Below are 24482 nucleotides of genomic sequence, written 5' to 3' on the forward strand. Positions count from 1 at the left end.
GTCGTCTACTCGCCCGGAAGGGCGACCGCCTCGCGCAGCCGCGAGGGCTCCTTCACCCCGAGTTCCTCGCGCGGCTCGGGCTCCCCCCCGTTCCGGGACGGTACCAGCCGCAACGAGACCAGCGCGGAGGTGCCCAGCTCCTGCATCGTCACGCCGTAGAGTACATCGGCCGCGGCCATGGTGCCCTTGTTGTGGGTAATGATGAGCACCTGGGTCTGCTGGGCCAGATCCCGCAGCAGGCCGGTGAACCGCCGGGTGTTCTCGTCGTCGAGCGCGGCCTCCACCTCGTCGAAGATGCAGAACGGGCTGGGGTGCACCCGCAGCAGCGCGAAGATCAGGGCCAGGGCCACGAGCACCCTCTCCCCTCCCGAGAGCGCGACCAGGGATCGGCGCTTCTTGCCGGGCAGCTGGGCGATCACCTCCAGCCCTGGCTCCGCGCCCAGCTCGTCCTCGACCAGCTCCAGGGAACCCTGCCCCCCATCGAACAGCTGCTGGAAAAGCCGACCGAACTCCCGGTCAACCTCCACGAAAGCCTGATCGAACCGCACGCGCAGCGCCGCGTTGATCACCGCAATCGAGTGCCTCAGCGCGTCCGCGGCGGCGCGGACATCCTGGGTGCGGGTGCGCAGGGCCTCCAGGCGCGCCGTCAGGGCGGCGTGCTCCTCGATCGCGCGTAGGTTGACCGGCCCCAGTTCCCGCAGCGCGGTCCGCAGTTCGTCCAGCCGTCGCCGGGCTTCATCGCGAGACACCTCAAGGCGGCGGGAAGCGGCATCTTCAAGAGCGATGCCGTACTGCTCGTCGAGGCGCTGCGCGGCCGCGGCCAGTTCGGCGTCCGCCTGCGCACAGCGCAGCTCGGCGCGATGCAGCGCCGCCTCTCCGGCCCGGGTGGCATCGAGCGCGGCGTGGAGCTCCGCTCCTCGGACCGCCAGGCAGTCGCGCAGCCCTGCCCGCTCGGCGGCCAGGCGCTCCAGCCTGGCCTTCCCTGCGGCCTGTCCGACAAGAACCGCATCGTGAGTGGCAGCCGCCTCACGGCGGTGCGCGGCTGCGGCATCCAGGTCGGCGGAGATACGCTCCGCGTCGCGGGCCAGTCCGGCACGGCGTGCCTCAATCTCCTCCATCACGGTGGTGCGGTCGCGCAGCCGCCCCCGCAGGGCCTCCAGGTTTCCGTCCACCTGTGCCATGGCGACCTGACACGCGGCCAACGCCTGTGCCGATGCTTCCCGCGCACCACCCAGCCGTCGTGTCGCCTGTTCGAGTTCCACCAGGCGGGTCTCCAGATACCCGGTCTCGTCCTCGAGGCGGCGCACGTCAGCGGCCAGACGGTCCACCTCGGCCTGCCTGCCGTGAAGCTCCAGACCGCGTGACGCCGCCTCTGCCGCCAGCGCGGCCTCGTCCCCGGCCAGGCGCGTGGCCTCGGCTTCCAGTTGAGCCAAGCGCTGCGTGCGCTCGGTCAGGGCCCCGGCCGCTGCGCCGCGGTCGGCCCTACGTGAGGAAAGCGCGGCCTCGGTGGCCGCCGCCTGATCGGCGGCGGCCAGATGCTGCATCTGGGCCATCTCCCGGCGCGATGAAGCCCTTGCTGCGTCGACCCGCAGCGCGGCCAGCGCCTGGTTGCGCCCCAACGGCATGAGGTCGCGACCGCGCCGCCCGCGCAGCGACAGCACGCCGTCAGGGGAGAGGAGCGTGCCGTCCTGGGTGACAACTCGGCCGGAGAAGCCCGATGCGAACAGCTCCCAGGCGCGGTCCAGATCGGCTACTATCGCCACGTCGCCCAGCAGGGCTTCTACCGCAGGCCTGATCGCCGCGCCGGAGGTCACCACATCGGCCGCGCGCACATGTGCCCCGTCCGCGGGGATAGACGCCGCAGGGTGCCTGGCGCGAGCCGAGTCCAGGGCCAGGACCGCGGCTCCCCCATTCCCCTCTGCCTCAAGGAAGCCATGAATCGCCTGGATCGCCGCCCTGCTGTCCACGACCAGGCAGTGGAGCCTTCGCCCCAGGGCCGCGGCAACGGCGGGCTGGTACGCGCCCGGCACCTCTATCAGGTCGGCCACCGCGCCCCTGAGTTCCGGGAACCGGGCGGGATCGGCGCGGGCAGCCAGCAGCACACCACGTGCGCCCTCCTCGAAGCCTGCGAACTGAGCGTGCGCCTCTTCCATGGATGCCAGGCGGGACTGAAGTCCGTGTTCTTCCAGTTCAGCGGCCCGCAGCCGCTCCGCAGAGGCATCGAGGCCGCGACGGCACTCGTCGGACGTCCGCGTGGCGGATGCCAGAGCATCCTCCACCTGTTCGAGGGTCTTGCTGGCCTCGCTGCAGGCCCCTCGCGCGGATTCGAGGGCACTCGATATCCGCGCCGCGGCCTCGCGAAGGGCTTCAGCCCTCTTCTCAGTGGCAGCGACCGACTGGCCCAGCACCTCGGCCCGTGCGCAGAGCGCCGCCAGATCGCTGCGCGCCTGTGCCAGTGTCCGCGCAACGCCTCCTGCCTCGGGGCGGGCCAGGGACAACCGGGCCTCCGCTTCTTCTGCCGCGGCCGCGGCATCGGAGAAGCCGGCAGTCGCATCCGCCAGCTCGCGCCGCAGCAACTCACGCTGGTCCTCGACCACGACGGCCTCCAGACGCAGCACCTCTGCGTCTGCCTCCACGCGCACCCGCTCTTCCAACAGGCGGCCGGCCTCGTCCATCAGGTGCCGGTGGTGGGCGCGCAGACCATCGAGCCGCCGCTCCGCCTGCTGAACCTCGGCTGCGCGGACCGCGAGCTCCTCGGCACCGCCGAGGAGCGCCTGCTGGCCTTCCTCCCACTGGGTGGTCAAGGAGGCAACCTGCGCCTCGACCTCTGCCACGGCAGCTGAGGCGGCGTCTGCGCGCGCAGCGGATAGCGCGGCCTGTTCCCTTTCAACCAAGAGCTGGGAGGCCAATCGCCGCGCGGTCCCCAACAGGCGCCGCGCCTCGTCCGCGTACAGCGCCAGTTCCAGGTCGCGCAGCTCCTCGCTGTGCGCACGGTATAGAACCGCGGCCTCGGCCTGCGCCGCCAGCGCCAACTGCTGCGCCTCCAGCTCGGAGAGCAGATCGCCGGCACGGTCAAGATGGGCTTGGGCGTGGCCCAGCCGGCGCTCGGCCTCGGTGCGCTGCCGCTTCTGCCTTGCCAGACCCGCGGCCTCCTCCAACCACTGCCGGCGTTCGAGCGGCGTAGCGCGCAGGACCGCGTCTACCTCGCCCTGTCCGATCAGCGCATACGAACGGCCACCCAGCCCGGTGCCCAAAAACAGCATCTGGATGTCGCGCAGGCGGCAGTCCACGCCGTTGATGGCGTACTCACCCTCGCCTCCCCGCGTCACGGCGCGCGACACGGTAACCTCGCTGAACTCCAGGGGGAGATCGCCGGCGCCGTTTTCCAGGGTGAGCGAGACTTTGGCCAGGCCGAGGGGCCGGCGGGATGCGGTGCCGGCGAAGATGATGTCCTCCATCCGTGCGCCCCGCAGCAGACGGGCGTTGGTCTCGCCCAGGGCCCAGCGGATGCTGTCCATGATGTTGCTCTTGCCGCTCCCGTTGGGGCCCACTATCGCGGTGATTCCTGGATGGAACTCGAGTTCGGTGCGGTCCACGAACGTCTTGAATCCTACGAGCTCCAGCCTCCGAAGCTGCACTCTCCGTCTCCTCCTCGACTCGGACCGCCTGCGCGGCCCGCCCGTTGTCCGACCGCCGCCAGGGGCGGCGAGAGTCTAATCGGGCGCTGCGACGATAGGTGTAACCATTGCAGCATGACGATACAGTCCAACCAACCGCTCGGTAAGGGTCTCGATGGCGTAGGATTGGGCCGCGGTCCGACCGGCAGCGGCAAGGCGGCTCCGCAGCGCCTCGTCGCCAAGGAGCCGGCGAATCGCCGTGCCCAGCGCCTCGGCGTCCAGACCGGTCAGAAGTCCGGTCAGCCCGTCGCTGACAACCTCGGACACCCCTCCTGCGCCCACTGCGGCCACCGGCAGGCCGGCCGCCATCGCCTCCACCACGACGAGCCCCTGCGTCTCCGTGGGCGACGAGAAAGCAAACAGGTCGGCGGCCGCGTAGCAGTCGAGGACCCGGTCGTGATCGAGCGGGCCGGTGAAGATCACCTGCCCGGCTATGCCCCGCTCCGCGGCCGCGCGCCGGAGGGCCGCGGCCTCAGGGCCGCCGCCGACGACCAGCAGGCGCGCCGGCGTCCCCTGGGCGGCCACGGCAAAGGCCGCCAGCAGCACGTCAAAACGCTTCTCTCGCGCCAGGCGACCGACCGTAATGACCAGGGGCACGCCCGCGGGGATCCCAAGCCTGGGCCGGACCCAGTGCGGGTTCAGACGATCGAACCGGTCCAGTTCGAACCCCGCGGTCGCGAGAACCTCGACCCGAGCGGTAACGCCGCGTGCCAACAACCAGTTCCGCACGGCATGGGAAGGCGCGACGACCAGCGAGCAGCGGTTGCAGTATTTTATCGTGTACCGCGTAACCACCTCGCGGGAGAACCGTTGGGACACGATCGGGACATAGTGCACGTACTCCGAGTACATCGTGTGATGCGTGAAAACCAGCGGCAACCCCAGGCGGCGGGCCGCGTAAAGACCCGCGGTCCCCATGAGGAACGGCGAGTGGGTGTGGATCACGGAGAGATGCCGGGCGCGCAGGCCGGCTGTGAAGCTCCGGGCCACCGGGATGGCCAGCGGGAAGTCAGGGATCCCGGGCGCCCGAACCGAAGGGAATCGAACTACATCGGGGTCGTCGTCCCTGTAGCCCGGATACGCGGGCGCGAAGATCGCGGCCTGGTGTCCCTGGCGCCGGAGCTCTGCCACCAAGGCCTCGATCGAGCGTACGACGCCGCTGATCCGCGGGAGGTAGGAATCGGAGAACACCCCCACGCGCACGGGGCCGTCGTCACGGGGCACGCCCTCGATGACCCACCTCCGTCCCGCACGGGACCGCCGGACGCCCGGGCCGGCTGATCCATTTATCGTTCGCGACGTCACACCGTTCTCCTTCGGTTCAAGATAGCCGTCCGCAGCACCGCCAACGCGAAGGGGCAGCGCTCGTGCGCCGCCCCGCGCATCCACGGTCCTCGGTTGTATGGTCGGGGAGGGGGGATTTGAACCCCCGGCCTCAGCGTCCCGAACGCTGCGCGCTAACCAAGCTGCGCCACTCCCCGCTGCGCTCCATTGTAGTCAAGGGAGCGCCGGCGGGCAAGTCATCACTCCTTCTGCTCGGACTCCACCGTCTGCTCGGACTCCACCGCGGACTCGGCCGGACCGTCTTCTTCGGCCGGGGATGCTTCGGGCTCCGGGTGCTCCGCCCTGGCTTCCGCCGCCTGCCGGAGCAGGGCGCCCATGGCGTCACCTACCGCGTCACCGATGGTGATCCGCCCTTCATCTTCCTGCGCCCGCATATAGTCCTTCACGCGCTTGCGCTCGGTCTCCCTGGCCAGACGCCGAAGGCTGAGCAGCATCCGGCGCTCCTCGGGCCGTATCTCGGTGATCATTGCCTCGATCACCTGGCCGACCTCAACCACATCCTCCACCTTACCGACGCGTCGCTCCGCCAGCTCGGCGATCGGGAGGAACGCGTCGAGGTCGCGGAGACGCACGAACGCCCCGGACGGCACGATGCGCACGACCTTGCCCTTTGCGACCTCGCCCGCGCGATGCCGCTCGGATACCTCGGCCCACGGGTCGTCCAGAATCTGCTTGAGGCCCAGGGAGATCTTGCCGCTCTCCCTGTCCACCCGCAGAACCTGCACGCGCAGGTGCTGGTTGCGGCGGACCACCTCGGAAGGATGCCGGATGTAGGTCCAGGCCATCTCGCTGATGGGCAGCAGGCCATCCACGCCGCCGAGGTCCACAAACGCACCGAAGTCGGTGATGCGCTTCACCGTGCCCTCGACGATTGCGCCTTCCACCAGGCCGCCCAGTACCTCCTCGCGCTTGGACTTGCGGTCTTCCTCCACGGCCAGCCGGTGAGATAGGATCACCCGGCCCTTGCCGCGGTCCACCTCGATCACCCGAAGCGGAATGGACTGGCCCACGAACCACTCGAAGCGCCGGCCCTTTGCCTGGGAGAGATCCACGTGTGATCCGGGTACGAACCCGCGCACGCCCAGATCCACCACGAGGCCGCCCTTGACCTTGTCAACGACCATCGCGTGCAGGATCGCGCCCGATTCCTTCATCTGGGCGATCCGATCCCAGGCATGAATGAAGTCGGCCCGCTTCTTGCTGAGGATGATGTTGCCCTCCTCGCCCTCCACGCGCATCACCATGACGTTGATCTGGTCGCCCACCGATACCGCGTCCACCTCGTCACCGTGACGGGTCATCTCCTTCGGTGGAATCAGCCCCTCGGACTTGGCGCCCACGTCCACCAGGATGCCCTCGGTATCAATGCGCACAACCGTTCCTTTGACGATCTGTCGCTCCTGGAGCCTCGGTACCGCGTTTTCTAGATCCAACGCATCGCTCCCAGGAACCTGATCGCCGTACACCATGATCTCTTCGCTCATGCCTGCCACGCCCTCTCACGCGTACTCCGTCCCGGGCCATTGATTCCTCCGGGCACATCTAGGCGTCTTCGCCGCGACAACGGGGTTTCCTCCCGCCCTAGATCCGCCAGTAGTTCAGCATCCGGCCCCGCGCCGCGCGCAGCCGCGGGCGGATCGCCGCGGATGGGGCTTCCGGCGGCGGCTCCTCGTCTGGGATGCCCCAGGCCGTGCGACCGACCAGCGCTTCCAGCGTCGCCACGGCGGAAGCTCCCAGCGCCGCCAGATCGTAGCCGCCCTCCAGCGTGACAAGCAGTGGCGCCCCGGACGCGCGGGCCGCTTCCTCGAGCAGCCGTGCCAGCCGGCCGAATCCCCGGGCGGTCATGACCATGCCTCCCAGCGGATCGGCAAAATGGGCATCGTACCCTGCCGAAACAATCAGGAAGTCCGGGTTGTAGGCCGAGCCAAGCGGGAGCACCACCTCGGTGAAGGCTTCCTCGTACCCACCGTCCCCTGTCTCGGCCGGAAGCGGCAGGTTCACGGTGAACCCCTCCCCAGGGCCCTCACCGACGTCTTGAAGAGCGCCGGTGCCTGGGTACCAGTACTCCTGGTGCAGGGAGATGAACAGCACCCCTGGATCGCGCCAGAAGATGGCCTGCGTTCCGTTGCCGTGATGGACGTCCCAATCAATAATCATAACACGCTTCCTGCCCGAGCGGCGCGCCGCGGCCGCGGCCACCGCGGCGTTGTTGAGCAGGCAGAACCCCATTCCCCGCTCCGGCAGGGCATGGTGACCGGGAGGACGGACGGTGACGAAGGCGCGGGAGGCCTCTCCGGCGCACAGCGCCTCTGCCGCATGCGCTGCGGCGCCGGCCGCGTAGGCGGCGGCGAGCGCCGAGTCCGCGCCGACACGGGTGTCCTGATCCAGCCACCCGCCCCCGCGCTGCGCCATCGCCTCCAACTCGTCAACGTACGCGGCAGAGTGAACCGAGAGCAGGAGATCCCGCTCAACCGGCGGGAACGCGGACACCTCCACCAGATCGGCCAGCCCGCTCTCTCCGATCGCCCGTTGGATCGCTTGGAGGCGTTCCGGCCTCTCCGGGTGTCCTGCGCCGGTCAAGTGCCGCTCACTGGTGGGATGGGTGAGGTAGAGCACGCTCACGGGTGGGCGGCTGCCCGCAGGGCGGCGACGGCTGATTCGATACCCTCGGGGGCGTTGAAGATCGCCGAGGCGGCAACCAGTACGTCTGCGCCGGCAGCGACGGCAGGACCTGCGGTCTGCGGCGATATGCCCCCGTCTATGCCCACCCAGCCGGACCAACCGACCAGGAGCGCTCTCAGGCGTCCGATCTTGGGAAGGACGCCCGCCAGAAAGGGCTGCCCCGCATAGCCCGGGTTGACGCTCATGACAACCACGAAATCCAGGATGTCCCTCAACTCGGCGCAGACCTCCGGGGGCGTACCGGGATTCAGGGCGATCCCGGCCTGGACGCCGAGGGCCCGGATCTGGGACAGCGCGCGGTGCGGGTGCGCCGTCGCCTCGGGATGCACGGCCAGGCTGGAAGCGCCGGCGCGGGCGAACGCCTCCAGGTGGCGCTCGGGCCGGCAGATCATCAGGTGAACGTCCAGCGGCAGGGTGGTAACACGGCGCAGCGCCTCCACAATCATGGGACCCATTGTGATAGGCGGGACGAAGCAACCGTCCATGACGTCCACGTGGATCATGTCGGCGCCGCCCCGCTCGGCCGCACCCACGGCCTCCGCGAGGTGGGTCAAGTCGGCGCTAAGTATGCTCGCCGCGATGCGCACGCGCCCCGTGTGGGCCGGCGGCCGAGGGACGGTCACGGCCGGATCTCCTGGACCAGGCGGCCGTCCACATAGATCTGGATAATCGTGTACCCCTGGCTGCTCACGGTCTGGTCAACCCGGTCTCCGGGCGAGTGCGGGGCCTGATAGGCGGTGCGCACACCGGTCTCATCAATGACCACGATCCTGACCTCCTGCATTCCGCCTTCGGGGACGATTACCTGTACTCGGGTGCGGCGTGCCAGGCCCGGCGAAGCCGCGGGCGAAGGCTGCGGCGACGGCAGAACGCGGGGGCCAGACGTCGGTGTGGGTGCTGGTTGAACGCGTGGCCCGGGCGTCGGCGTCGGAGGCCGCTGGGGTTCCACGATCTGAGGCTCGGCGGTTATGACCGGAGCCCGAGGCGGAGCGCTCTCTTCTCCGGGCCTGGCGCTGACGGTAAGGATTATCTGGACCGTCCCAGGGCGCAGGGGAGTTGCGGCCGGCGGAGACTGCTCCAAGACCGTTCCCGGTTCGGCGGCCATGGTCGCCAGCGTGCGGAGATGGGTGATCACCAGGCCCCGCTCCTCCAGGAGCTGCCTGGCATCTGCCAACGTGCGACCCACGAGCGACGGCATCTCCACCTGGGCAGGGCCGCGGCTGATCACGAGCAACACCGGTGTGTCCAGCGGCACGCGCGAGCCCGCGGGCGGGTCCTGCCTGATCACCGTTCCCGCTTTCGCGATCTCGTCGTATCCTTCCTGAAGCGTCCCGGCCTGAAGACCCGCTCCCTCCAGCGCGAGCTGCGCCTCCTGGAGAGTCCGGCGCACCAGGTCGGGCACCGTAACAAGCTGCGCTCCCAGGCTGAGCACCACGCCAACGCTCCGTCCCCGCTTGACACGCTTCCCCGGTGGCTGGTCCTGCGAGAGGACGATGTCCTGGGACACGGTGGAACTGTAGGCCCGCTCCGTGACCGCGATCGTCAGACCCGCCTGCTGCGAGATCAGCTCGGCCTGGGGCAGCGTCCGCCCTACCAGGTCCGGCATCTCTACCTCGGGGACGTTAAGGTAGCCGCTCACCGCCTGCCAGCCGGCCCATGCGCCCAGCGCGGCGAGGACCAGCACCGCGGCGGCAATTCGGAGCGCGGCTCCTCGCGGGCGATGCCGCGGCGCCACCTCACCGGTGATTGCAAAACGGCGGGTGGTGCCTTCGTCGATCGCGGCGGTCTCCTTCCACAACTCGGTCTTTCCCTCCAGGTCACCTGCCATCTCGCGGGCCGAGCCGTAGCGGTCCTGGCTCGGCTTGGCCATGGCCTTCTGGATGATCCCCTCAAGCCGCAGGGGGATGCTGGGCTCGATCGAGCGGGGAGCGGGAGGTGATTCGTGCAGGTGCTTGAGCGCAATCGCGATCGGGCTGTCACCGGCAAACGGCAGCCTGCCCGTCAGCATCTCGAAGAGCACCACGCCCAGCGCGTAGATGTCCGATCCGCGGCCGACGGAGGCGCCGCGCGCCTGCTCGGGCGAGAGGTAGTGAACCGTCCCTATGACCGTGCCGGGCTGCGTGATCGTGCTGGTGGCCAGGGCCCGGGCGATCCCGAAATCTGCCACCTTCACGCTGCCGTCGGGAGCCAGGAGTATGTTCTGAGGCTTCACGTCGCGGTGGATGATTCCCTGGCGGTGGGCGTACTCCAGCGCCTCGCAAACCTGCAGGGCTATGCGTTCCGCATCGGCGGGCTCGAGGCGACCGACCCGCCGGAGGTAAGCCTTCAGGTCCGGGCCGTCCACGTACTCCATCGCGATGAAGTACGTGTCGCCGTCCTGCCCGCTTTCCAGAACGCGGACGATGTTCGGGTGAGCCAGGGCCTCCGCGGCGCGGGCCTCGCGGGCGAATCGCTCTATGAACTCGTGGTCGGCGGCGTACTCCCCGCGCAGGACCTTGAGCGCCACAACCGCACCGTCGTCCAGCCGGCGCGCCCGGTAAACAGTGGACATCCCGCCCTCGGCGATGCGCTCCGCCACCTCGTACCGCCCGGCGATAACGGCGCCTCGGCTCACGCTCATGCCGGAACCCCCACGGCCCGGGTCTGGTGGAGTTTCCCGCAGGCGGCCTGGATGTCCACCCCTCGGTCCAGGCGAACAGTGGCGGACGCGCCGCCCCGGCGCACCAGCGCCGCGAAACGGTGCACCGCGTGGACCGGTGGCCGCGCGTATTGCAGCCCGTGGACCGGGTTCCAGGGTATCACGTTCACGTGCGCGCCGCTCCCCGACAGCAGCGACGCCAGCCGGCGTGCATGGTCGTCGTGATCGTTGACACCGTGCATGAGCACGTACTCGAAGGTAACCCGGCGGCCGGTGGCGGATGCGTAGTCGCGCGTGGCCGCCAGTAGCTCAGTCAGCGGCCACCGCCGGTTGACCGGCACGAGCTGCGACCGCAGCTCGTCGGATGGCGCGTGGAGCGACACCGCCAGGGTGAGCTGCAGCCGCTCCTCCTCCAGGCGGCGAATCTGCGGCACCAATCCGACCGTCGAGATAGTCATGTGACGCATGCCGATGTGCGGCCCGTAGTCGGCATTGAGGAGGCGCACCGCGCGCAGCGTTGCGTCGTAGTTGGCCAGGGGTTCGCCCATGCCCATGAATACGACGTGGGTTACGCGCTCGTCGGTCTCGCCGCCGACCAGCAGGACCTGGTCCACGATCTCCCCGGCGGTAAGGTTCCGTACCAACCCGGCCATGCCCGTGGCGCAGAAGGTGCATCCCATGCCGCACCCCACCTGCGTCGAAACACAGACCGAACGACGGCCGTCGTCGTAGCCCATCAGTACGGTCTCGATCGTCCGGCCGTCGGGTAGACCGAGCAGGAACTTGGTGGTGAGATCTCCCGGGGCGTCCGAACGGGCAACCGCACGCAGCCGCATCAGGGTCGCCACATCTTCCAACCGCCGGCGCAGCGGCTGCGGCAGATCGGTCATCTCGCTGAAGCGAGACACGCGTCGCTGGTAGATCCAGCGCGCGATCTGGAGGGCGCGGTAGCGCGGCTCACCCATCGGCGCGAGGGCGCTCTCGATCTCCTTGAGCGTGCAGCCCACCAGTTCGATCGGCATCATCGTTCCACAGGTCGCCGCTGCAACCGGCGACCTCCTGATTATAGCGTCCTCTCGCTCGTTGCGTTCATAGCCGCCGGAGACGGGCGATGTAGAAGCCATCGGTACCGTGCCTGTGGGGCAGGAGGTGTGCCTCCCCTGCCTCCACCCCGTCAACCGGGTGACCGCCCACCACCTGGGGAAAGGTGCCGGCGAACGGGGCGAACGCAAACGACGGGTGCGCCGAGAGGAATCCCCCGATCGCCTCCGGGCCTTCCTCCGGCTCGTTGCTGCAGACGCTGTACACCAGCGTGCCGCCGGGCCGGACCGCGCCTGCTGCTCCGCGCAGGATCGCCTGCTGCTTCTGGGCGCTGCGGACCAGCCACTGCTCATCTATGCGCCACTTGATCTCCGGGCGGCGCCGGACGGTGCCCAACCCTGAGCAGGGAGCGTCCACCAGCACCGCGTCGGCCGCGCCGGGCCACCGCCGTCCGATCTCCGCCGCGTCCAGGTTGTGCACCTCGACGCAGGTCGCGCCGAAGCTGGCCGCCCGTCGCGCCAGCGCCTGGACCTTGCCGGGATGGACGTCCACGGCCAGCACGCGGCCGCGGTTGGCCATCAGGGCCGCCAGGTGCAGCGACTTGCCGCCGGGCGCGGCGCAGGCGTCAACAACCGTTGAGCCGGACACCGCCGCATCGGCGAGGGCGTGGACTACGAGCATGGCGCCCTCGTCCTGCGGGGCACACAACCCCTGCTCGTACAGCGGCAGGCGGCCGATGAGCGAACCATGGACGCGGACCGCCTCGGGTACGATCCCGGGATCGGCGTCCAGCCCGCGTGCACGGAGCAGACCCATCAGCTCGTCCCGCGTCGTCCGCAGGGTGTTCACGCGGAGGGTCGTCGGCGCCGGGCGCGCGTTGGCCGCCAGCAGCGCCTGCGCCTCTTCCATCCCCCACCGGGCCACCCAGCGGGTCACCAGCCAGCCGGGGTGCGAGTGCACCACGGAGAGGTGCCCAATCGGGTCCGATCCGGCCTCCGGCGGAGGTACCGGGCCTTCGGCGGCGAGACGACGCAGCACCGCGTTCACCAGAGCGGCGGTCCCAGCGTGCCCGTGCCTGCGGGCCAGTGCCACGGCCTCGGACACAGCGGCAGGGGCGGGCACGCGATCGAGCTCCAGAACCTCGAAGGCGCCCATACGCAGGACCGTCCGTATCGCAGCCGGCAGCGTATCCAAGGGCCGCGACAGCAACGCGGCCAGCGCGTGGTCGAGACGCGCGCGGTGGCGCAGTACCCCCAGCACAACCGTGGTGGTCAGCGCCCGGTCGGCATCGGACAATGACGAGCGGGCCAGGGTCCGAAAGAGCAGGGCACTGACAAATGCACCGGCCGCCTCCACGCGGTACAGCACGGCGAAGGCGGCCTCGCGCGCGGGCGTCGCCGCCGGGATTGCCGGCTTACTCGTCACGCATGTTGCGCAGCAGAACCAAGCGCACGAGCTGCATCACCGCCATAGCGGCGGCGGCCACGTAGGTCAGCGCGGCCGCGTTCAGCACGGCGCGGGCCCCGTCGGCCTCGCGGGGCATCACCAGGCCCTCTCCCTGCAGCACGGCGACGGCCCGGCGGCTGGCGTCGAACTCCACCGGCAGCGTAACCAGCGCGAACGCGATGTAGCCCAGGAACAGCAGGATGCCGAGATCCATCAACGGGCGCATGCCGGCAAACATGCCGATCATGAACAGGATCCACGCCGCGTTCGAGCCGATGCTCGCCAAGGGCACGATCGCGGATCGCAGGGCCAGCGGAGCGTACTTCTCGTGGTGCTGGAGGGCATGGCCGCACTCGTGCGCCGCCACGCCAACGGCTGCGATCGAGTCGCTCCCGTACACTTCTGGGGAAAGCCGCAGCGTCTGGGTCCTGGGGTCGTAGTGGTCGGCCAACAGGCCCTGCACCGGCTCGATCTTCACGTGGCTCAGGCCGCGTCGCCGCAGCAGCTCCGCCGCCACCTCGGCACCGGTGCGACCGCCCATGGTGCGCACCTGGCTGAACCGCCGGAAGGTGCTCCGGACCTTGAACTGAGCGTACGCCGCGAGCACCAGGGCGGGTATCAGAATCAGGAACGTACCGTCACCGAAGAACATGTGCTTACCCCCAAGGGATCTTGCCCTTCATTCTATCACAGCCCCCCTGGCGCCTCACTCTCGCCCAGTCGGTCGCCCAATCGGTCGCCCGCGGCTATGCGGTGGCCGCGCGCAAAGGCGGCCGCAGGCATGCGCCGGCCTCCCTCGGGCTGCACCTCGACGAGCGCCACGGCACCCTCACCCGCGGCAACCGTGATCCCGGCTTCCCCTGCTTCCAGCACCAGCCCCGGGGGGCCCTGCCCATCCGTTACCCGGGCCTGCCAGACCTTGAGGATGCCGCCGCGCCACGTCGTGTGGGCGCACGGCCAGGGGTTCATCGCGCGGACCAGGTTGACCAGGGTCTGGGCAGGACGCGCCCACTGGATCGCGCCGTCGGCCTTCGAGAGCTTCCCCGCATAGGTCGCGCGCGCGTGGTCCTGCGCCCGGCGGCGGGCCTCACCCCGGGCGATCTGGCCGACGGCCCCGAGGAGCAGAACGGCGCCTTCCAGGGCCAGTCGCGCCTCGAGTTCGCCGGCAGTTTCCTCGGGCCCGACGGCGACCCGGCGCTGGAGGATGATGTCGCCGGCGTCGAGCTCCTCGGCCAGGTGCATTACCGTGACGCCGGTTGAGGCAGCGCCGTCGACGATCGCCCGCTGGATCGGCGAGGCGCCCCGGTACTCCGGGAGCAGCGACGGGTGGAGGTTTATGCAGCCCATCGGCGGGAGCGCAAGCACCGCGCCGGGCACGAGCCGGCCGTACGCCACGGTCACCAGGAGGTCCGGCCGCAGCGCCGACAGCTCTGCCAGCGCCTCCGCCGACCTCAGACTCTCTGGTTGCAGCAGCCGCAGCCCCATCTCTCGCGCCGCCACCGCCACCGGAGGCGCCACCGGGACCCGGCCCCGGCCCGAGGGGCGGTCCGGCTGGGTCACGACACCGACCACGGTTGTGGCTTGGGCGATCGCGTGCAGCGAGGGGAGCGCGAAGGTTGGGGTGCCCAGGAACACCACCCGGAGGGAGTCCATCTATCCCACGGTCACTCGGCCGCCGGAGCCGCCTCGCCAGGGGCGGTCACGCATCCGATGGTGCTGGGATCGCGGACTCGGTCGAGAAACAGGATGCCGTCGAGGTGGTCAATCTCGTGCTGCAGAACGCGCGCCAGCAGCCCGGTGGCCTCGATCGTGACCCGGCGGCCGCGGCGGTTCTTGCCCCGCACCGAGATCGCCACTGAGCGGGGAACGTCCCCGTACATGCCGGGGACGGAGAGACAGGCCTCGGCGGCCGTCTCCTCGCCGGCGGACCGGATAACCTCAGGGTTTACCAGCGTCACGGTGCGGTCCTCGACCTGCGCGACAATCACGCGCACGCCCTCGCCTAGCTGCGGCGCGGCCAGACCCAGCCCGTGGGCGACGCGCACGGTGTCCAGCATCGTCTCGATGAGCCGCACAATCTCCCGCGTCACCTTCCCAACCGGAGTCGCGCGCCTGCGCAGGATCGCCGCCTTGGGGTCCCAGACCGTGATGATTTCTCTTGCCGTTGCGGTGTCTGCCACGCTCTTCACGATAGCACGGGCAGGGCCGTGGCTTCAACGCGCACCGGATCGCGCAGGCCTCCTTGCCGCCTCATAGGTCGTGCGGGTCGGCATCGGCGCTGATCCGCACGTCACGGGGCACGCCGATCCCCAGCAGCAGGGGCCGCACCAGGCGGTTCGCGGCCGAGCGGCCGGCGGCCTTGATGACGATCTCCCAGCGCGCCCTCCCCTCCCACGGCGCGCCTGCCTCCGGGATCGGGCCCAGGATCTCGACCTCCGGCGTCGCGCCGGCGGCGAGCCGGGCCGCGACGGCCTCGGCGGCCGCCTGTGCCCGGGCGGTTATGCGGAGCGCCGTCAGGGACCGGAACGGTGGATAGCCCAGCGCCTCGCGCATTTCGAGTTCCCCGGCGTAGAACGGCCTGAGACTGGGAGCGGTGACGGCGCGAACGGCCGGATGGGAGGGATCGGCGGTCTCTACGAGCACCAGCGCCCGGGTTGCCATGCCCACGGTCCGGATCAACGCCAGCGCCCGCTCCGCGGCCCGGTACTCGGGCCGGTGCAGCATCCTGTCGGCCGCCACGAAGCCGACGAGATCGGGCCGGAGTGCCCCCAGATGGGGCAGCACCAGGGAGGTGGCGACCAGCACGCCGCCGCGCTCACGAAACGGCGCGAGCAGCGCGGCGGCTTCGGCGCCCGAACCGAGGACATCGCTGTCAAACCTCCAGACCGCAGGGGTGATCCGGCGCAGGAGCGCAACGAGACGCTCGGAGCCGGCGCCCACCGGCATTAGGCGGGCGGCGCCGCATCGCGAGCAGACGTGGGGCGCGGCCTCGGTCAGCGCGCAGAACCTGCAGCGCAGCCGGCGCCGGCTGCGGTCGTAGGGCATCGCCACACCGCACCGGCGGCACTGCGCCACCACACCGCACTCCCCGCACTGCAGGCCTCCGGCATAGCCCTTGCGGTCGCAGATCAGCACGACGCGGCCGCGGCGCCGCGCGGTGCTCAAAACGGCGTCCTGGAGCGGGCGGCTGATCTCCTGCCGCGGATCCGGGCGGCGCCGGAGGTCAATAATGCCGAGGCGGACGCGCGGCGACGGGAGCGCGACTAGGCGCAGGCTGCCATCGCGCACACCGGCGTAGGTGGCTACCGGAGGCGTGGTTGCCCCGACCACCAGGACGCCCGCGGCCCGAGTGCGCTCGGCGGCCACCGCGCGCGTCACGTACCGCGGCGCGCGCTCCTCCTTGTGGCCGCTGCCGTCCTCATCGTCCACTATCGCGAGCACGGGGCCTGCGACCGGCGCGAAGACGGCGCCGCGCGTCCCGACCGCCAGTACCTGCCGCGCGCCCATCGCGCGGCGCCAGGCGCCCAGCCGGGCCGCCGCCGGGAGATCTCCGTGCGACAGCACGGGCTCCAGACCCGCGTGGTCCGCGGCCTGGGCGAACTCGGATGCGGCATCCACGGACGCAAACGCCGCCACTGTGGACCACCCTGCCGCGCGCGCACACCGGATGGCCGCAAGGTACGCGGGGGTCCTGCTCCATCCGGCGACCAGGATCTGGCGCGGCCCGCCACTCATCGCCTCGCGCACCGCGACGCACAGACCGCTGCCTGCCTGCGTCTGTGCCGCACCCCCCGGCTGCACCGCCCCAACCCCGGAAGCACCTCCCCTCGCCGCCGCCCAGATCGCCTTCAGGACACGGCTCTCCGCGATGGGTCCTAGGGTCTCCCAAGCCGGCGCAAGCAGGCGGGCCGCCCGCACCAGCGATACAGGCTTGCGCTCCATGGCCTCCAGCGCGGCCCTCGCCGGTGCGGGCTGGTTCACGGCCTCCCCGCCCTCGCAGCGAAGCCGCACGCCGGACCACAGCGCATCCCACGGCACTGCGGCTGCCAGGGCTTCCCCAATCGAGGAAAGGTATTCCGCCGCGACCCACTCGGCCAGATCTACGACTTCGGGGGGAACAAGCGGGGCTGCACCGGCCAGCGCCAGTACAGGGCGAAGACCCTTCCGCGGCGCGCCTTCTCCGAGCACGATGCCGGGGAGGAGCCGACGGCCGAACGCCACGATGACCCCTGACCCGCGCGGCGCGCCCGCGGCCGCGCCGGCTGAGAAAGTGAACGCGGCGTCCCCGGCTCGCAGCGGAAGGTCGAGCGCAATAAGAACAGGACCGTCACCCTGCATGTGGCCGGCACCAGGAGCGCGGCTTCAGCCGCGCATCATCTCGCTTCGGAGACCGCGCGCAGCCCGCGCGACAGCAGAACCAGGGCCTCGACAATGACCTCGGGACTCCAGTGACTCGTGTCCACGACCAGGTGAAAAGGCGCACGGTCGGCGAGGTCAATGCCGTAGAGGGTCTTGTAGCGCGACCACTCGCTGCGTTCGCGCACCAGCAACTCCTCGCGGGCTTCCCCGGCGTCCTTTCCTTCCCGTCCGGCCACGCGGGCCGCGCGGACCTCCAGAGGCGCGTCGAGCCACACCTTGAAGTCGGCCTCTATCATCCACCCGGCCAGGCGCGACTCCACGACACACGGCCCGGATCGGGCCAACTCGGCCTGCAGCCGGTCGAGGTCGCGGTCAATGGACGGGTCGCCCTCTGCCATGCGGTTGAGCTCTACGACCGAAACCCCGCGCCGGGTCGCCAGCTCCCGAAAGACGCCGCCGGCCGAGACGCACGGAATCCCCAACCGTTCGGCCAGCCCGCGCGCCACCGTGCTCTTCCCCACACCGATGGGTCCGCCGATGGCAACGATCACGACTGGGGCTGCCTCACTCGGCCGGGTCCTCGCCCGCCTCGCGCGCGGCGTAGCGGTTGGCCAGCGTCTCCGGCTGTACCGCCGATAGCACCACGTGACCGCTGTCCGTGATCACCACGGAACGCGTGCGGCGGCCGTAGGTCGCATCTATCAAGCTCCCGCGCTCCCGGGATTCCTGGACGATGCGCTTTACCGGCGCCGAGTCGGGGCTGATGATGGCCACGATCCGGTTGGCGGCCAGGATGTTGCCGTGACCTATGTTGATCAGGCGGGTTTCCATCTCGCGTTGCCGGCTCCGTTTCCTACTCGATGTTCTGAATCTGCTCGCGCAGACTCTCGATCTCGCCCTTCATCTCGATCACGGCGCGGGTGATCTCCAGGTCGTTGGCCTTGGATCCTACGGTGTTGGTCTCGCGGCCCATCTCCTGAAGGATGAACTCCAGCTTCCGTCCCACCGCGCCATCATCCGCGGTCACCACCTGGCGAAACTGTTCCAGGTGGCTGCGCAGCCGCGTCAGCTCCTCGGTGATGTCGCTCCTATCCGCGAAGACCGCGATTTCAGCGGCGATCCGGGCCTCGTCCACCTGCGTATCGCCCAAGAGCTCGGCCAGCCGCCCACTCAGCCGCTCTCGGTAGGCCTGCACCACCCCACGGCTCCGCCCGGCGATCGCCTCCGCCGTCCGTTCCAACGCGAGTGCGCGGGCCAGAATGTCCTCGGCGAGCCGCGCGCCCTCAGCCATGCGCATTCCCACCAGCGCCCCAACTGCGCCCCGGACCGCCGATTCGAGCGCGGGCCAGAACGCTTCCACCTCTACGCGGTCCTCTTCCAGGCGCAGCACATCAGGTAGGGCGGCGAGCTGGGCCAAGCTGATCTCTCCGCTCACCCCCACACTTGCTGCCAGATCCCGCAGGGCCTTCGTGTAGGAAGCGGCAAGATCCACATCGGCGCGAAACGCGCGCGGACGGCGCGTGCCCTCGTCGCGTGAGATCATCACCTCAACGCGGCCCCGGCGGATCTGCTCTGTTACCAGCGCGCGCACGCGTTCCTCCAGCGCACCGAGGTCGCGCGGGAGACGCACCTGGGCCTCGCTGAACCGGTGATTCACCGACCTGATCTCCACGGTGAACCGCCCGCCTGCAACATCGGCGGTGGCAGTCCCGAACCCGGTCATGCTGCGGATCACGCGTTTCACTTCGGCCCGTCCGCAGACCGTTCCTGCCCCTGGGAACCCACACGGGCTTGCGAGAGGACGGTGGGGGTTGTATCGTGGCACCGGCATGGGTACAACCGCGCCCCGAACAGTCATTCCTCATTCGTCCTTCGACAGCGTGGTCCTGGCCGCGGTCGTCTCCGAGTGCCAGGATCTGGTGGGCGCGCGGCTTCAACAGGTCCTCCCCTCCGGGCTGAACGGCCTGGCGCTCGCGCTGCGCACCGGCGGCCGAACCCACAGGTTGCTGCTCTCAACGCACCCCCGCTTCGGCCGGGTCCACCTAGTGGAGGCGCTCGAACCGGCGGCCCCTGTTCCATTCGCGCAGCTCGTCCGCGGCCGGCTGGAGGGAGCGCGGCTGACGGCGGTCGCAACTGTGGAGTTCGAGCGAATCTTCACCTGCACGTTTGAAACGCTCGAAGGTCCCTACGACCTGATCGCGGAGATCATGGGCCGGCACTCCAACCTGATCCTCTGCGCCGGCGGTGTCATCGTGGGCGCGCTCAAGCAGATCGGCCCGGACCGGTCGCGCGTGCGCGAGGTCCTTCCCCACCGGCCCTACACCCCCCCCCCGCAGATGCGGCCTACCCCAGTAACGGTCGCCGCGGTCGAGCTGGCCGAACGAGGGGATCGGCCTGCCTGGCGCGCGGTGTTCGAGGCGGTCTCAGGCATCGGTCCTGCCCTGGCGTGGGAAGCCTGCGTGAGGGCCGGCGCGGCTCCTGATGGTCCGCTGGATGAGGATGCCGCGGTCAAGGTGGCGTCATCGCTGCACGCGATCGGATCCGCGGTCGCGGCGGCAAGGTTCGACCCGGTGCTGTACCGCGGTCCGGACGGCGCGCCGGCAGCGTACGCGCCGTTCCCGATGGTCAGTCTGGAACACCTGCAACCGGAGCGGTCCTCGATGAGCGCAGCCGTGGAAGCGGTGGCACAAAGCGCAGTCGGGCGGGCACGTTTCGAGGAGACACGCCAGGGACTTGCCGCAACGGTCCGGCAGGCACTGGATCGTCTTCACCGCACCCTGGCCGCCGTGGCCGAGGACGCGCAGGAAGCCGAAGGCGCCGACCGGTTGCGGGAGCAAGGTGAGCTGATTCTGGCGTACCTCTCGCAGATCGCGCCCAGAGCCGCGGTGCTGGAGGTACCGGGATTCGACGGCCGGCCGGTGAGCATCCCCCTGGACCCGACGCGTTCCGGGGTGGAGAACGCCCAGGCCTGCTTCAAGCGCTACGCGAAGGCGGCCGCGGCCCGCCGGCGCCTGCCGGAACGGCAGGCCGCACTGGAGACCGACCGCGCCTTCCTCGAGGAGTCCGCCACGACGATCGCTCAGGCGGAGGACGCGGACGATCTCTGGGAGGTCGAGCAGGACCTGATCTCATCCGGCGTCAGGAAGCGGGCGCGGCCTGCCGGACGGCCGCGGGCGGTCGCCTCCGGCCGCTCCTTCGACCTGCCCGGCGGCCTGCGGGTCCAGGTGGGCCGCAGCGCGCGGGAGAACGACCACCTGACCTTCGAGGTCGCCGGCCCGGACGACCTCTGGCTGCACGCCCGGGGTATGCCGGGCGCACACGTGATCCTAACAGGTGCGCGCGGGCAGCCGGGAGAGGAATCGGTCCTGGCCGCGGCGCGGATCGCGGCCTACTACAGCGACGGCCGGTCCGCCACGCGCGTACCGGTGGACGTGACGAAGCGCCGGTTCGTGCGCCGCATCCGGGGCGGCCGGCCCGGCCAGGTACACTACAGCGGCGAACGGACGCTTGCGGTGGCGCCGGGTCTGCCCCCCCGGCCTTCCACCCACTGAGACACTGCCTCCGCCCGCGCAAAGCCCTGCCGGGATAGACGCCCCAGAACCCTTCGAGTGATCCGCTTGTCAACGGAGAGCGGCGTGGAAGTTCTCGGCGAGTCGGCTCCACCCCAGGCCCTCCAGATCCCGCTCCATGATCGCCTGGACCAGACTCGGGGGAGCAGGTCAAAGGAGTACTATGGACTAAGAGGATGGCACGTAGCCAAGGAGGCTAACCGGCTATTATCGTCAAGGAAGTACAAGCAAAATCCATCCTCTCCCTATCCAAGGTCTACGACTATGCCGTCAATCCCTACACTGGTTGTCAGCATGCCTGTTCCTATTGCTACGCCCGTTTCATGAAGAGGGTCACCGGACACGGCGAACCCTGGGGTGAATTCGTTGATGCCAAGATCAACGCTGCCGTCCTACTGCGAACAGAGATACACAAGAAGAAGCCGGGAAGGGTCTGGGTAAGTGGAGTATGTGATCCGTATCAACCCCTGGAGGCGAAATACAAGTTGACCAGGCAATGCCTGGAGATACTGGCCCAGAATGATTGGCCGGTTGTAGTCCAAACCCGATCTCCGTTGGTCTTGCGAGATATAGACATCTTGAAGGCAGGCAGGGATTTCGAGGTTGGTCTTTCGGTGACTACGGCAGACGATGATATCAGAAGACTGTTCGAACCCCAGGCACCACCAGTGAACGAGAGGATAGAGACACTGGAGGTATTGCACCGAGCCGGCATTAGGACTTATGCCATGATTGCCCCGATGCTTCCCGGGGCAGAAGGCCTCGGAGAACTGCTCAAAGGCAAGGTTGACTGTCTTCTGATTGATCGAATGAACTATCACTATGCTGACTGGGTATACCGGAAATACGGCTTGGAAGACAAACTCACTGACGACTTCTTTCGCCGGACCAGACAGAGACTCGCCTCCATGCAAGGAAGTCAGGTGGCATTGTGAAGGGAGCATTGCAGATTGAAACGAAGAGGGGAATAGGGGTAGGTCTCCATGCATCCGGCAGCGGTTTGCTGACACTGAAAAGGGAGGCTTGACATGAGAAGGAAAGTCTCCGCTTTCGTTCTTGCAGTCTTGTTGTCGGTGATCGTTTCTTACGCTGTTGCCCAGGAGATCCCTACGGCCCCCCTTGTCAAGCCAATCAATCCTAAACTAATCAACATCACAGGGACCTGGAAGTATGTCTCTTCGACGCCGAGTGTGAGGGGCGTGTGTCCTGCTGGAGGTCCGGCCTCGGGCTCATGTACCATCACCAAAGGTGCCAAAGGGTACACTCTTGTCTTCGTATCGGGCAGGGTCTGCAAACCGGCTTCCATGTGCACCTTCAAGGGCGCGTTGTCGGGAAACGAGCTTGTCCTCTCCAATACGGCTACAGTCGATAGTGAGGGCGGGTCCGCGACGAACGCCTTGAGGCTGACCGTTTACACCAATGAACACGTCAGCGGAGAAGGCAGTTCAAGATATGTCCATCCCGAAGGGTTCCAGTGTCATTGGAGATATGGGCTCACCCTAACCCGGAAATCAGGGAAGTAAGGGACTATCCGAGGTCGAGGGCCTGCCGCAGCACTGCCTCCACCCGCGCGAAGTCCTGCCGGGATAGACGCCCCAGGACCCTCCGAATGATCCGCTTGTCAACGGAGAGCAGCTTGGAGACCCGAACGGTACTGGGGTGCCGGAGTCCAACGGCCTGCCACTCTCGAACAGGGCAGTCGCCCTGCCCGGGGCGCCGATAGTACCGCGGCTGGCTGCTGATGGGACAGGCCATCACGTCCGGAAGGCCCTTGTGGAACTCCTCGGTGCTGACGATCAGTGCGGGACGGGGTTTCGCGCCGGAGTGATTTGAAAAGGGAACCTCCACAACCACAACTTGACCTTGTCTATAGGTAGTCGTAGAGGCCATCGTCCTCCCCTTCCCAGGCCTCCCGGAGACGAGCTTCGGCGAGTTGGCTCCACCCCAGGCCCTCCAGATCCGGCTCCGTGATCGCCTGGATCAGGGCGCACGGCTTGCCGTAGTGGGTCACAACAATCGGCTCCTTCGTCCTCCTGGCCCGGGCCAGATACATAGAGAACTGGTTCTTGACCTCCGCTACGCTGGCGAATCGCATGACCGTCCTCCCATTGATTCTAGCCATAAGTATAGCCAACATCTGCAGAGCGGTCAAACCGCCTATGGTGCCCTCTCCTAGCCCTCCCCGACCCCTTCCGGCTCTTCAATCACCACCTCGTCCCTGCCGTCCGTCTCCACCAGCCGCACCGCGACGCGCTCCCGCGCGCTCGTCGGCACGTTCTTACCGACATAGTCCGGCCGGATCGGCAGCTCGCGGTGGCCGCGGTCCACCAGCACCGCCAGTTGGATGCTGGCCGGCCTGCCCAGGTCAATCAGCGCGTCCATCGCCGCCCGTGCGGTCCGCCCGGTGAACAGCACGTCGTCCGCCAGCACGACATTGCAGCCGGCCACCGGGAACGGAATCGTAGCCGTCTGCGTGACCTGACTGTCATCCGCGGGCCGGTCGTCCCGGTACCGCGCAACATCGAGATCCCCGGACGGCGGCCGCACGCCCTCGATCGTCCCGATGGCGTCGGCCAGGCGCGCGGCAAGATGCACGCCGCGGGTGCGGATGCCCAGCAGCACGAGGCGCTCGGGGGACTTGTTGCGCTCCAGTATCTCGTGGGCCATTCGCACCACGGCCCGCCGTATGCTCTCGGCGTCCAGCACGCGGGCCTTCTCGCGCATCGGCGGGCTCATCGCACACCTCCTGGATCTCCTACCGCGATGCGCAGCAGCCCCAGGGCGGCCTCGAGGTCCGTGGGCAGCGGCGCTTCGAATGTCATCTCGTGCCCGCTAACCGGATGTGCAAACACAAGCCGGCGCGCGTGCAGCGCCTGCCGCCGCATCCCCCACGGGTTGGGCCGCCTGGCATAGACCGGATCGCCCACGACCGGGTGGCCGATGTGCGCGCAGTGCACCCGGATCTGGTGGGTCCGGCCGGTCTCAAGCCGGACCTCGAGCAGCGTGGCCCTGGGAAAGCGCTCGGTGACCCGGTAGTGCGTCACGGCCTGCCGGCCCGAGGCCACAACGGCCATGCGCGTGCGGTGTCGCGGGTCACGGCCGATCGGCGCGTCCACCGTTCCCTCCGATCGCGCCACACTGCCGTGCACCAGGGCCAGGTACTCACGCCGGATGCGCCGGGCCTGGAGCTCGGCCTGGAGGCGTCGTAGCGCGGAATCGTTCTTGGCCACGACCAGCAGCCCTGAGGTGTCCTTGTCCAGCCGGTGCACGATCCCGGGCCGGTGCTCGCCGCCGATCCCGGCCATGTCAGGACAGTGGGCCAGCACGGCGTGGACCAGCGTGCCGGTCTGCCGACCTGCGCCGGGATGGACCGTCATGCCGGCCGGCTTGTCCACGACCAGCAGGTGCTCGTCCTCGTAGGCAACCGCGAGAGGGATGGGCTCGGGCTTCAGGGCCGTGGGGACGACCGGCGGGATCACGACCTCGACCCGGTCGCCCGTGCGCACCCGGTCCGCCGGTCGTGTGCGACCCGGCGAGGTCTCCGCCCCACCAGAGGTCCCTGCCCCGACTACGACGACATGCCCGGCGGCAATGAGCGCCTGAAGGCGCGCGCGGGACACCTCGGGCATCCGCTCCGCCAGATAGATGTCGAGACGCCGGCCCGCGGCCGACGCCTCGACGAGAAACACGTGCCGCCCGATGGAACCCGGGGCGGCCGGTGGCACA

General features: G+C 69.2%; 22 protein-coding genes and 1 tRNA gene. 3 read left to right on the forward strand and 20 right to left on the reverse strand.

Annotated elements, in window-relative coordinates; translation table 11 throughout:
- Window positions 1-5: 5 nt before the first annotated feature.
- The 16 genes from smc to RDU83_03770 all read right to left on the reverse strand — a co-directional run bounded on the left by smc (window position 6) and on the right by RDU83_03770 (window position 18931).
- Window positions 6-3638, reverse strand: coding sequence for a chromosome segregation protein SMC (gene smc, locus RDU83_03695; protein ID MDQ7840116.1), 3633 nt, complete (start codon window positions 3636-3638; stop codon window positions 6-8).
- Window positions 3639-3713: 75 nt separating this feature from the next.
- Entirely contained in the window at window positions 3714-4982 is a 1269-nt protein-coding gene (locus tag RDU83_03700; protein ID MDQ7840117.1) for a glycosyltransferase, read from the reverse strand.
- A 98-nt stretch (window positions 4983-5080) separates the two neighbouring features.
- Window positions 5081-5158, reverse strand: a tRNA-Pro gene (locus RDU83_03705).
- A gap of 42 nt (window positions 5159-5200) precedes the next feature.
- Window positions 5201-6505 (reverse strand): S1 RNA-binding domain-containing protein, encoded by a 1305-nt coding sequence (locus RDU83_03710; protein ID MDQ7840118.1) that lies wholly within the window; start codon window positions 6503-6505, stop codon window positions 5201-5203.
- A gap of 97 nt (window positions 6506-6602) precedes the next feature.
- Complete coding sequence (locus tag RDU83_03715; protein ID MDQ7840119.1) at window positions 6603-7643, reverse strand: histone deacetylase; 1041 nt, start codon at window positions 7641-7643, stop codon at window positions 6603-6605.
- The gene (gene rpe / locus RDU83_03720) at window positions 7640-8326 is read right to left on the reverse strand and encodes a ribulose-phosphate 3-epimerase (protein MDQ7840120.1); all 687 of its coding nucleotides are present in this window, start codon (window positions 8324-8326) and stop codon (window positions 7640-7642) included. Before rpe ends, RDU83_03715 begins: the two co-directional genes overlap by 4 nt.
- On the reverse strand, window positions 8323-10323 hold the full coding sequence (locus RDU83_03725; protein ID MDQ7840121.1) for a PASTA domain-containing protein: 2001 nt from the start codon (window positions 10321-10323) through the stop codon (window positions 8323-8325). The genes rpe and RDU83_03725 overlap by 4 nt, the downstream gene beginning before the upstream one ends.
- Window positions 10320-11366, reverse strand: a complete 1047-nt coding sequence (gene rlmN / locus RDU83_03730; protein MDQ7840122.1) for a 23S rRNA (adenine(2503)-C(2))-methyltransferase RlmN — start codon at window positions 11364-11366, stop codon at window positions 10320-10322. Before rlmN ends, RDU83_03725 begins: the two co-directional genes overlap by 4 nt.
- 64 nt (window positions 11367-11430) lie before the next feature.
- The gene (rsmB, locus tag RDU83_03735; GenBank protein ID MDQ7840123.1) at window positions 11431-12807 is read right to left on the reverse strand and encodes a 16S rRNA (cytosine(967)-C(5))-methyltransferase RsmB; all 1377 of its coding nucleotides are present in this window, start codon (window positions 12805-12807) and stop codon (window positions 11431-11433) included.
- Window positions 12797-13480 (reverse strand): zinc metallopeptidase, encoded by a 684-nt coding sequence (locus RDU83_03740; protein ID MDQ7840124.1) that lies wholly within the window; start codon window positions 13478-13480, stop codon window positions 12797-12799. Before RDU83_03740 ends, rsmB begins: the two co-directional genes overlap by 11 nt.
- A gap of 35 nt (window positions 13481-13515) precedes the next feature.
- Window positions 13516-14481, reverse strand: coding sequence for a methionyl-tRNA formyltransferase (gene fmt / locus RDU83_03745; protein ID MDQ7840125.1), 966 nt, complete (start codon window positions 14479-14481; stop codon window positions 13516-13518).
- Between the two features lie 11 nt (window positions 14482-14492).
- Window positions 14493-15008 carry a peptide deformylase gene (gene def, locus RDU83_03750; protein ID MDQ7840126.1) on the reverse strand — a complete coding sequence of 172 codons (516 nt, stop codon included), beginning with the start codon at window positions 15006-15008 and terminating at the stop codon, window positions 14493-14495.
- 70 nt (window positions 15009-15078) lie between these two features.
- A complete protein-coding gene (priA, locus tag RDU83_03755; protein ID MDQ7840127.1) occupies window positions 15079-17166 on the reverse strand; it encodes a primosomal protein N' in 2088 nt (695 codons plus the stop codon).
- A gap of 35 nt (window positions 17167-17201) precedes the next feature.
- Complete coding sequence (locus tag RDU83_03760; GenBank protein MDQ7840128.1) at window positions 17202-17738, reverse strand: AAA family ATPase; 537 nt, start codon at window positions 17736-17738, stop codon at window positions 17202-17204.
- 13 nt (window positions 17739-17751) lie between these two features.
- Window positions 17752-18018, reverse strand: coding sequence for a DUF370 domain-containing protein (locus RDU83_03765; GenBank protein ID MDQ7840129.1), 267 nt, complete (start codon window positions 18016-18018; stop codon window positions 17752-17754).
- A gap of 22 nt (window positions 18019-18040) precedes the next feature.
- Window positions 18041-18931: a YicC/YloC family endoribonuclease gene (locus RDU83_03770; GenBank protein MDQ7840130.1), complete on the reverse strand. Its 891-nt coding sequence runs from the start codon at window positions 18929-18931 to the stop codon at window positions 18041-18043.
- Between the two features lie 85 nt (window positions 18932-19016).
- On the opposite strand from RDU83_03770, the gene RDU83_03775 reads away from it, so the two are divergent.
- The 3 genes from RDU83_03775 to RDU83_03785 all read left to right on the forward strand — a co-directional run bounded on the left by RDU83_03775 (window position 19017) and on the right by RDU83_03785 (window position 22279).
- Window positions 19017-20738, forward strand: a complete 1722-nt coding sequence (locus RDU83_03775; protein MDQ7840131.1) for an NFACT family protein — start codon at window positions 19017-19019, stop codon at window positions 20736-20738.
- A gap of 254 nt (window positions 20739-20992) precedes the next feature.
- On the forward strand, window positions 20993-21691 hold the full coding sequence (locus RDU83_03780) for a radical SAM protein (GenBank protein ID MDQ7840132.1): 699 nt from the start codon (window positions 20993-20995) through the stop codon (window positions 21689-21691).
- 93 nt (window positions 21692-21784) lie between these two features.
- On the forward strand, window positions 21785-22279 hold the full coding sequence (locus tag RDU83_03785) for a hypothetical protein (protein ID MDQ7840133.1): 495 nt from the start codon (window positions 21785-21787) through the stop codon (window positions 22277-22279).
- A gap of 4 nt (window positions 22280-22283) precedes the next feature.
- Here the strand turns inward: RDU83_03785 and RDU83_03790 are convergent, their stop codons facing one another.
- The 4 genes from RDU83_03790 to RDU83_03805 form a co-directional block, all read right to left on the reverse strand.
- A complete protein-coding gene (locus tag RDU83_03790) occupies window positions 22284-22646 on the reverse strand; it encodes a type II toxin-antitoxin system PemK/MazF family toxin (protein MDQ7840134.1) in 363 nt (120 codons plus the stop codon).
- A complete protein-coding gene (locus tag RDU83_03795) occupies window positions 22624-22851 on the reverse strand; it encodes a type II toxin-antitoxin system Phd/YefM family antitoxin (GenBank protein ID MDQ7840135.1) in 228 nt (75 codons plus the stop codon). Before RDU83_03795 ends, RDU83_03790 begins: the two co-directional genes overlap by 23 nt.
- A 77-nt stretch (window positions 22852-22928) precedes the next feature.
- On the reverse strand, window positions 22929-23492 hold the full coding sequence (gene pyrR / locus RDU83_03800) for a bifunctional pyr operon transcriptional regulator/uracil phosphoribosyltransferase PyrR (protein MDQ7840136.1): 564 nt from the start codon (window positions 23490-23492) through the stop codon (window positions 22929-22931).
- On the reverse strand, window positions 23489-24481 hold the full coding sequence (locus tag RDU83_03805; protein ID MDQ7840137.1) for an RluA family pseudouridine synthase: 993 nt from the start codon (window positions 24479-24481) through the stop codon (window positions 23489-23491). The genes pyrR and RDU83_03805 overlap by 4 nt, the downstream gene beginning before the upstream one ends.
- Between the last annotated feature and the right edge of the window lies 1 nt (window position 24482).

The sequence above is a fragment of the bacterium genome, from assembly GCA_031082185.1.
Classification (GTDB): domain Bacteria; phylum Sysuimicrobiota; class Sysuimicrobiia; order Sysuimicrobiales; family Humicultoraceae; genus VGFA01.